This is a genomic window from Streptomyces sp. NPDC096136, assembly GCF_044763325.1.
Taxonomy (GTDB): Bacteria; Actinomycetota; Actinomycetes; order Streptomycetales; family Streptomycetaceae; genus Streptomyces.
The window spans coordinates 24,081-33,000 of record NZ_JBIWFZ010000038.1; the positions used below are offsets into that span (position 1 = coordinate 24,081).

Annotated in this window: 7 protein-coding genes; 2 read left to right on the plus strand and 5 right to left on the minus strand. The window is 72.3% G+C overall.

Features of this window, described 5'->3' with window-relative positions; genetic code table 11:
• Nucleotides 1–22: 22 nt before the first annotated feature.
• The 5 genes from rfbA to ACIRBY_RS38005 all read right to left on the minus strand — a co-directional run bounded on the left by rfbA (nucleotide 23) and on the right by ACIRBY_RS38005 (nucleotide 5,239).
• On the minus strand, nucleotides 23–988 hold the full coding sequence (gene rfbA, locus ACIRBY_RS37985; RefSeq protein WP_403909799.1) for a glucose-1-phosphate thymidylyltransferase RfbA: 966 nt from the start codon (nucleotides 986–988) through the stop codon (nucleotides 23–25).
• Complete coding sequence (locus ACIRBY_RS37990) at nucleotides 981–2,111, minus strand: DegT/DnrJ/EryC1/StrS family aminotransferase (protein WP_403909802.1); 1,131 nt, start codon at nucleotides 2,109–2,111, stop codon at nucleotides 981–983. Before ACIRBY_RS37990 ends, rfbA begins: the two co-directional genes overlap by 8 nt.
• Nucleotides 2,108–2,557: an FdtA/QdtA family cupin domain-containing protein gene (locus ACIRBY_RS37995; RefSeq protein WP_052291064.1), complete on the minus strand. Its 450-nt coding sequence runs from the start codon at nucleotides 2,555–2,557 to the stop codon at nucleotides 2,108–2,110. Before ACIRBY_RS37995 ends, ACIRBY_RS37990 begins: the two co-directional genes overlap by 4 nt.
• A 54-nt stretch (nucleotides 2,558–2,611) precedes the next feature.
• Nucleotides 2,612–3,937, minus strand: a complete 1,326-nt coding sequence (locus tag ACIRBY_RS38000) for a cytochrome P450 (RefSeq protein WP_403909806.1) — start codon at nucleotides 3,935–3,937, stop codon at nucleotides 2,612–2,614.
• A gap of 69 nt (nucleotides 3,938–4,006) precedes the next feature.
• Nucleotides 4,007–5,239 (minus strand): macrolide family glycosyltransferase, encoded by a 1,233-nt coding sequence (locus tag ACIRBY_RS38005; protein WP_403909809.1) that lies wholly within the window; start codon nucleotides 5,237–5,239, stop codon nucleotides 4,007–4,009.
• A 273-nt stretch (nucleotides 5,240–5,512) separates the two neighbouring features.
• On the opposite strand from ACIRBY_RS38005, the gene ACIRBY_RS38010 reads away from it, so the two are divergent.
• On the plus strand, nucleotides 5,513–6,727 hold the full coding sequence (locus ACIRBY_RS38010; RefSeq protein ID WP_403909812.1) for a cytochrome P450: 1,215 nt from the start codon (nucleotides 5,513–5,515) through the stop codon (nucleotides 6,725–6,727).
• 70 nt (nucleotides 6,728–6,797) lie between these two features.
• On the plus strand, nucleotides 6,798–8,920 hold a 2,123-nt coding region (locus ACIRBY_RS38015; protein WP_403909815.1), incomplete at its 3' end, for a type I polyketide synthase.

Below are 8,920 nucleotides of genomic sequence, written 5' to 3' on the forward strand. Positions count from 1 at the left end.
CTGGAAAAGGGGGACGGGTTGCTCAGGCGGCCGGGGTGTCGGCCCGCCCGCTGCGCGCGGCCCGGCCGGCGAGCTGGCGCACGTAGTTGCCGTAGCTGGAGTCGCCCAGCTCGCGGCCGAGCGCGAAGCACTGCTCGTGGCTGATGAACCCCATCCGCAGGGCGATCTCCTCCACGCAGGCGATCCGCTCGCCCTGTCGCTGCTCCAGCAGCTGCACGTACTGGCCGGCCTGGAGCAGCGAGTCGTGCGTGCCCATGTCGAGCCAGGCGAAGCCGCGCCCCAGCTCGTTCAGGCGCGCCCGGCCCTGCGCCATGTACACGCGGTTGACGTCGGTGATCTCCAGCTCGCCGCGCGGCGAGGGCGTCAGCCCCTTGGCGATCTCCACGACGTCGTTGCCGTACAGGTACAGGCCCGTCACCGCCAGGTTGGAGCGGGGCACCGCCGGCTTCTCCACGAGCGAGACCAGGCGCCCCTCGGAGTCCAGTTCGCCCACGCCGTAGCGCTCGGGGTCCTGCACCGGGTACCCGAACAGCTCCGCGCCGTCCAGGCGGCGGGCCGCCTGCTGGATCAGGGTGGAGAAGCCGGGGCCGTGGAAGACGTTGTCGCCGAGGATCAGTGCCACCGGGCTGTCGCCGATGTGCTCCTCGCCGATCAGGAAGGCCTCCGCGATCCCGCGCGGCTCGTCCTGCTCCGCGTACGTCAGCTCCAGGCCCAGCTGGGAGCCGTCGCCGAGGAGCGAACGGAACATCTCCAGATGGTTCTTGGCCGAGATGATCTGGATCTCGCGGATCCCGGCCAGCATCAGCACCGACAGCGGGTAGTAGATCATCGGCTTGTCGTAGACCGGCAGGAGCTGCTTGGACAGCGTCCCGGTCAGCGGGCGCAGCCGGGTGCCGCTGCCGCCCGCGAGGACGATGCCCTTGAGCGGGCGGCGGGACCCGTGGGCGCCGAGCGCGGCGACGCCCGGAAGGGTCGGAACCTCAATCATGACTGCTCTCCGTGGCGTCACGGACCGCCGAGATGACGGTCTCCACATCCTTCGCGGTCAGCTGCGGCCCCATGGGCAGGCTCAGCACCTCGGCGGCCAGCCGCTCGGAGAGGGGCAGCGGGCCGTGCGCCGTACCGGCGTAGGCGGGGGACCGGTGGACGGCGACCGGGTAGTGGACCAGGTTCTCCACCCCGGCGTCCGTCAGCGCGGCGCGCAGCCGGTCCCGGCCGGCGCAGCGGATCACGTACTGGTGCCACACCGGCTCCGCCCAGGCCCGCACCCCGGGCACGGTGATCCCCGGCAGGCCGGCGAGGCCCTCGGCGTAGGCGTCGGCGACCGCGCGGCGGCGGGCGTTCCAGGCGTCGAGCCGGGGCAGCTTGACCCGCAGGGCCGCCGCCTGGACCTCGTCGAGGCGGGAGTTGGTGCCCTGCTCCTCGTGCCGGTACTTCACCCGCGAGCCGTAGTTGCGCAGCAGCCGGATCCGGTCCGCGAGCCCCGCGTCCGAGGTGACCACGGCCCCGGCGTCGCCCAGGGCCCCCAGGTTCTTGCCCGGGTAGAAGCTGAACGCCGCCGCGTACCGGGAGCCGATGCGCCGGCCCCGGTGCCGGGCCCCGTGCGCCTGGGCGGCGTCCTCGACGACCGCGATGCCCCGCGGGGCGGTCACGGCGTCCAGCGCGTCCAGGTCCACCGGGTGCCCGTAGGTGTGCACCGGCATCACCGCCCGGGTCCGCGGGGTGATCGCGGCCTCGACCCGGGCCGGGTCGATCAGGTACGAGTCCGCCTCCGGCTCCACCGGCACCGGCCGGGCACCCGTCGCGGACACCGCGAGCCAGGTCGCCACGAAGGTGTGCCCGGGCACGATCACCTCGTCGCCCGCGCCGACGCCCAGCGCGCGCAGCGTCAGCTCCAGGGCGTCCAGCCCGCTGCCGACCCCGACGCAGTGGCCGCCCTCGCAGTAGCGGGCGAACTCCTCCTCGAAGGCCTCCAGTTCGGGCCCCAGCAGATAGCGGCCGGAGCGCGTCACCCGCAGCACCGCCGCGTCGAGCTCCTCCTGGAGGCCGTCCAGGGCGTGCAGGTCCCGCAGGTCGTGGAAGGGCACGCGGGCCGCGGCGGTCGCCGTCACAGCCATCCCTTCCGCGCGTCGGCCAGGAACTCGTCGTAGTCGCGGTAGTAGTCCGCCTCGTCGTAGTGCAGTGACGCCAGGACGAGGCTGACCGCGCCCTCCGAGAAGTTGCTCAGGTCCCGCCACACCATCGGCCCGACGTACAGGCCCCGGCCGGCGTCGCTCAGCTCGTACTCCGCCTGGTTGACCCCGTCGTCCACGGTGATCGTGAAGCTCCCGTGCACGGCGATGATCAGCTGCTCCAGCGCCCGGTGCGCATGGCCGCCGCGGGACGATCCGACATCCAGGTCGTGCAGGTAGTACACCCGTCTGATCGGGAAGCCCGCCGTCCATCCGGACTCGACGACGGACAGCTTGCCGCGCTCGTCGTTGTGCTGCTCCAAGTCGATGAAGGCGCAGGGTTTGACCCTGCCCACCTTCGCTTCCGTGGTGATGCCCACCGCCATACGATCGCGCTCCCTGGTTGCCCTGGTACGAACCGTCCCGCCCCGGCTGCGGCCTCAGCTCCCGTCCCGGCCGGCGGCCGGGCGGACGACGGAGACCGGCAGGTGACGGGCGGTCAGCTGGTCCGCCTCGTAGAACTCCGCCTTGTCGTGGTGGACCGTGAACGACTCGAAGGCGTCGAAGGCCAGGTTCAGGAACACCTTCGCCTCGATCCGGGCCAGGAACGCCCCGAGGCAGTGGTGGATGCCGTGGCCGAACGCCATGTGCTTGTTCGCGGACCGGTGGACGTCGAAGGCGTCCGGGTCCGGGAACTGCGTCTCGTCGCGGTTGGCGGACGCGCTCCACGCCGTCACCATCTGGCCGGCCTTCATCGGCACGCCCAGGATGTCCGTGTCCTGCGTCAGCAGCCGGAAGATGTTGTTGAACGGGCTGCGGTAGCGCAGGGTCTCCTCCACCGCCGCCGGGATCAGCGACCGGTCGGCGCGCAGCTCCGCCTGCGCCTGCGGGTGTTCGTCCAGCACGATGAACAGGTTGCTGAGCAGGGTGGCGCTGGAGATGTGGCCCGCCGTCAGCAGCAGCGCCACGATGTTGACGATCTCCTCGTCGGTGAGCCGGCGGCCCTCCACCTCGGACTCGATGAGCCCGCTCATCAGGTCGTCGGTCGGCTCCGCCCGCTTCTCGGCGATCTTCGCGTACAGGTACGCCGCCCACTCCTTGATGGCCGGGCCCATCGTCTCCGCGAAGTCGTCCGGGAGGTTCGGGTACTCCATGCCCTCGTTGTTGAGGATGACGTCGACCCACTCGCGGAACAGGTCCTGGTCGGCGGCCGGCACGCCCAGCAGCTCGGCGATCACCGTCACCGGCAGCGGGTACGCCAGGTCCGTGACCACGTCGATGTCGGTCCGGTCGGCGAGTCCGGCGAGGAGCTCCTTGGTGATCTCCTCGATGCGCGGCTCCAGCGCCGCCATCCGGCGCGGGGTGAACGCCTGGCCGACCAGCCGGCGCAGCGGACCGTGCTTCGGCGGGTCGATGCCGCCGAAGGTGCCCGGACCCATCAGCAGCGCCAGCTCCTCCGGCACCGGGAAGACCGGCGAGAAGTCCGAGGAGAAGACGAGCGGGTTGGTGGAGACGGTGTTGTAGTCCTCGTACGAGAACACCTGCCAGGCGTAGCGCGTCGAGTCGTAGAACACCGGTGCCTCGGCCCGGGCCTTCTTGAACCACTCCAGCAGCTGGGCGGCGTTCGCCTCCGCCGGCTGCGCCAGCGGGTGCGGGGGCTCCTCGGGGGCCTGCGCCCCGTCCTCGGCCACGGCCTCCAGGGCGGCGGCGTCCTCGGCCGCGGAAGCCTCGGCGGCCTCGGCGGCCTCAGTGGTCTGTGTCGTCATGTCGGCTTTCCTCAGCTCGGTTTCGGCAGGAGTCGGGGAGGGCGGCGGGGGCGGCGCGGAGCGGCCCGGTCAGGCGCCGGCGGCGACGGGGACCAGCAGCCCCTCGATCGCGTCGGCGGCCGCGGCGGGACCGCCCGCGGACTCGATCTCCCCGCGCAGCCGCGCCACGGCGGCCCGGACGCCCTCGTCGCCGGCGACGGCCAGCACGGTCTCGCGGATCAGCTCCGGCGAGACGTCCTTGCGCAGGATCTTGGCGCCCACGCCCAGCTGCTCGACGCGCGTGGCGGTCGCGTGCAGCTCCGCCATCTGCGGCACCGAGATCACCGGCACGCCCTCGGAGACGGCCTGGAGCACGGTGCTCGTACCGCCGTGGTTGATCATCAGGGCCGCGTGCTCCAGCACCTCGCCCTGCGGCACGAACCGGTGCACCCGGATGTGCTCCGGCACCTCGCCCAGCTCGCCCTCGGCCACCCCGCCCGCGTGCGCGATCACCACGTCCCAGTCGAGGTCAGCGAAGGCGTCCACACAGGCGCGGAAGAACGACGGCTGCTTGTTGTACAGGGTGCCCAGCGAGACCAGCGCCAGCGGCCGGCCCGTCCGCGGGGCCTCCCAGTCGCCGTGGAAGCTGTTCGCGCTCGTGCACGGCCCGACGAAGTTGACCTCCTCGCCGAAGGTGTCCCCCGCGTACTGGAACGCCCGCGGCAGGTAGACCAGCGCGGGCCCCGAGTGGACGTCGTCGGCGAACTCGCCGATGCCCTTCTCCACCCCGTGCTCCGCCAGCAGCCCCGCGACGACCCCGAACAGCTCGCCCGTCTCCGGGTCCTCCTGCTGCTCCTCGGCCGTGTCCACCGGCGGGTGCAGCGACCAGTGCTCGTTCGCCACGTACGTGGGCGTGCTCCGGATGACCGGGATCCCCCACTTCGCCGCCAGGATGTGCCCGCTCCAGAACGACGACGGGTCGCACACGAACACGTCGGGACGGTTCTCGGGGGCCCCGAAGTGCGCCTCGAACGACGGAAGCGTCTGCTGCGTCAGCGCCAGCATCCACTTCATCATGTTCAGGAACTCCTGCTGGTCGGTGTACGACGCGGAGTCCTGCTGCGGCACCATCGTGTCCAGGAACTCGTCCTGGTCCATCGGGTACGGAAGGAACTCCGCACCCGTCGCGAGCACGCGCTCGCCGTAGTTCTCCGACAGGGCGTAGCTGACCCGGTGGCCGCGCGCCACCAGCTCCCGGGCGACCGACAGCGTCGGATTCACATGACCCGCCGCAGGGAGGATGAAGAAGGCGATATGCGCCATCGAGGCAGCCTTTCGAATCTTGAAACGATGCAATGGAAATTAAATGCACCGGCAGTCCGGGCGCAAGTACGGAGTTGACATAGTGTCCGTCCGCTCTCCGGACGTTCCACGGCCCTGCCGCGCCCCGCTAAAATCGCCGTGGACCGCCACTCAATTCCCCCTGGAGTTTTCGCGGGAATTCCGGGTTAGTTGACATAGTCCCCGGCCCCCTCGCGGCACGCCCACCGCACTGTTGTTGGGTGACAGGGCCCGTGCTTCAGAGGAGATCCAGCCATGACCTGCCCTCATGCCGCCGCAGGAGCCGTCCGGACCTATCCCTTCGGTGACCGCGTCGACCTCGAACTCGACCCGGCCTACGCCGAACTCCGGAAGACCGAGCCGGTCGTGCGGGTCCGCATGCCCTACGGCGGCGAAGCCTGGCTCCTCACCCGTCACGCGGACGTCAAGAAGGCCTCCGCCGACCCCCGCCTGAGCATGCACGCCGGCGCCGACCGGGACGTCCCCCGCGCCGCGCCCCGGGCCCTCGACTCCGTCGGCCTCATGGGCATGCCCCCCGAGGACCACGCCCGGCTGCGCCGCCTCGTCTCCCGCGCCTTCACCGCCCGCCGCGTCGCCGAACTGCGCCCGCGCATCGCCGAGATCACCCACGGGCTGATCGACGGACTCGTCGCCGACGGCGGCCCCGCCGACCTCGTCCAGCGCCTCGCCCTGCCGCTGCCCACCGCCGTCATCTGCGAGATGCTCGGCATCCCCCACGACGACCGGCACATCTTCCGCACCTTCACCGAAGCCCTCATGTCGGCCAGCCGCCACACCGAGGAAGAGGTCGCCGCGGCCGCCGAGGAATACGGCGACTACCTGCGCGGCTACGTCGCCAAGCGCCGCGAAAGGCCCGAGAACGACCTGCTCAGCGCCCTGATCGAAGCCCAGGACGAAGGCGAACAGCTCAGCGGCGACGAACTGCTCATGCTCGTCGGGGGCATGCTCATCGGAGGCCACGAGACCACCGCCGGCCAGCTCGCCGGCCAGGTCGCCCTGCTGCTCGGCGGCGACCGCGCCCGCTGGGAGGAACTCTGCGCCCGGCCCGCACTGGTGCCCTCCGCCGTCGAGGAACTCCTGCGGACCGTCCCCCTGTGGTCCAGCGTCGGCCCCAGCCGCGTGGCCACCGAGGACGTCGAGATCGGCGGCGTCACCATCCGCGCCGGCGAGGCCGTCGTCTACTCCCTCGCCTCCGCCAACCGCGACGAGGACGTCTTCGAGGACGCCGGCTCCCTCGTCCTGGACCGCCCCGCCAACCCCCACCTCGCCTTCGGCCAGGGCCCCCACTTCTGCCTCGGCGCCCCGCTGGCCCGCGCCGAACTCCAGTGCGCGCTCGAAGCCCTCACCACCCGGCTCCCCGCACTGCGCCTCGCCGTCCCCCAGGAGGACCTGGCCTGGCACGAGGGAATGCTGGTGCGCGGCCTCGTGGAGCTCCCGGTCACCTGGTGACCGCCCGCCGACTTTTCGCGAATTTCCGTGACCGGGAATATCGCATTTCATCTCTGGCCATGGAGAATCGATGACCCCCAAGACGGGTGAGCAGTACGTTGGTGATAACGGCATAGCCGTCGTCGGGCTCGCCTGCAGACTGCCCGGTGCGGCCACGCCCGAGGAATTCTGGCACCTGCTGAGGGACGGTCGGAATTCCGTCTCGCGGCAGGAGGACGGCACCTGGCGCGCCGCCCTGGAGAACCACGGCGACTTCGACGCCGAATTCTTCGGGATGACCGCCGCACAGGCCGCCGCCACCGACCCGCAGCAGCGCCTGGTCCTCGAACTCGGCTGGGAGGCCCTGGAAGACGCGGGACTCCTCCCCGCCCGGCTCTCCGGCACCCGCACCGGCGTGTACGTCGGCATCGCCTCCGACGACTACGCCACCCTCGCGGGCCGCGCCGGCGGCGCGGGCGGCCACAGCGCCGCCGGGCGGCACCGGGCGATGGCCGCGAACCGGCTCTCCCACTTCCTCGGACTGCGCGGCCCCAGCATGGCCGTCGACACCGCCCAGTCCTCCTCCCTCGTCGCCGTCCAGCTGGCCTGCGAGAGCCTGCGGCGCGGGGAGACCGACCTGGCCGTCGTCGGCGGGGTCAACCTGATCCTCACCGAGGACAGCACCACCCTCATGGAACTCATGGGGGCCCTCTCCCCGGACGGCCGCTGCCACACCTTCGACGCCCGCGCCAACGGCTACGTACGCGGCGAGGGCGGCGCGGCCGTCGTCCTCAAGCCGCTCGCCCGGGCCCTCGCCGACGGGGACCGCGTCCACTGCGTCGTCAGGGGCGGGGCCGTCAACAACGACGGCGGCGGCCCGAGCCTGACCACCCCCGACCGGGAGGCCCAGGAGGCCGTCCTGCGCGAGGCCTACGAGCGCGCCGGCGCGGACCCGGCGCGGGTCGGGCTCGTCGAACTCCACGGCACCGGCACCCGCGCCGGCGACCCCGTCGAGGCCGCCGCCCTCGGAGCCGTCCTCGGCGCGGTGCGCGCCGGTTCACCCCTCGCCGTGGGCTCCGCCAAGACCAACGTCGGCCACCTGGAGGGCGCGGCGGGCCTCGTCGGCTTCCTGAAGGCCGCCCTCGCCGTCCGCGAGGGCGAGCTCCCGCCGAGCCTCAACTACGAGAGCGCGCACCCGGACATCCCGCTCGACGCGCTGAACCTGCGCGTCCAGACCGCGCTGGAGCCGTGGACCGAGCCCGAGGGGCGCAGGCGGCTCGCCGGCGTGTCCTCGTTCGGCATGGGCGGCACCAACGCCCACCTCGTGCTGGAGGAGGCCCCGGCGCCGGCCGGGGCGCAGGCCGTGCGCGCGCGGCCGCCGGTCGTCCCGGTGGTCGTCTCCGGCCGCACCGGCGAGGGCCTGCGCGACCAGGCGGCCCGGCTCAGCGCCCACGTCGAGCACACCCCGGAGCTGGACCTCCTCGACGTCGCCCACACCCTCGCCGACACCCGCACGGTCTTCGGCCACCGCGCGGTGGTCCTGGCCGGAGACCGCGAGGAACTCCTGACCCGCCTGGAACGGTCGGCGGTGCACGGCGTCGCCGGGGAGACCGGGCGGGTGGCGCTGGTGTTCCCGGGGCAGGGGACGCAGTGGGTGGGGATGGGTGCGGGGCTGTTGGAGTCCTCGCCCGTCTTCGCCGCCAAGCTGCGGGAGTGCGCGGACGCCCTCGCCCCGTTCGTGGACTTCGACGCGGTGGAGGTCGTCAGGGAGGGTCGCTCTCTGGACCGGGTGGATGTGGTCCAGCCGGTGACCTGGGCGGTGATGGTCTCCCTTGCGGAGATGTGGCGTTCGCTGGGCGTGGTCCCGGATGCGGTGGTGGGGCATTCTCAGGGTGAGATCGCGGCTGCCGCGGTGTCGGGTGCGTTGTCGTTGGAGGATGCCGCCCGGGTGGTGGCGTTGCGTGCTGCGGTGATCGGGCGTGAGCTGGCGGGGCTGGGCGGGATGGCTTCCCTTCCGTTGCCACTGGCCGAGGTCGAGGAGCGGTTGAAGGGCTGGACGGGTCGGCTGGGTGTGGCGGCGGTGAACGGGCCGTCGAGCACGGTCGTCGCTGGTGATGCCGATGCTGTGGTGGCGTTCGTGGCCGAGGCGCAGGGGGAGGGGATCCGGGCGCGTCAGGTGCCTGTGGACTACGCCTCGCACTCGGCGCACGTGGA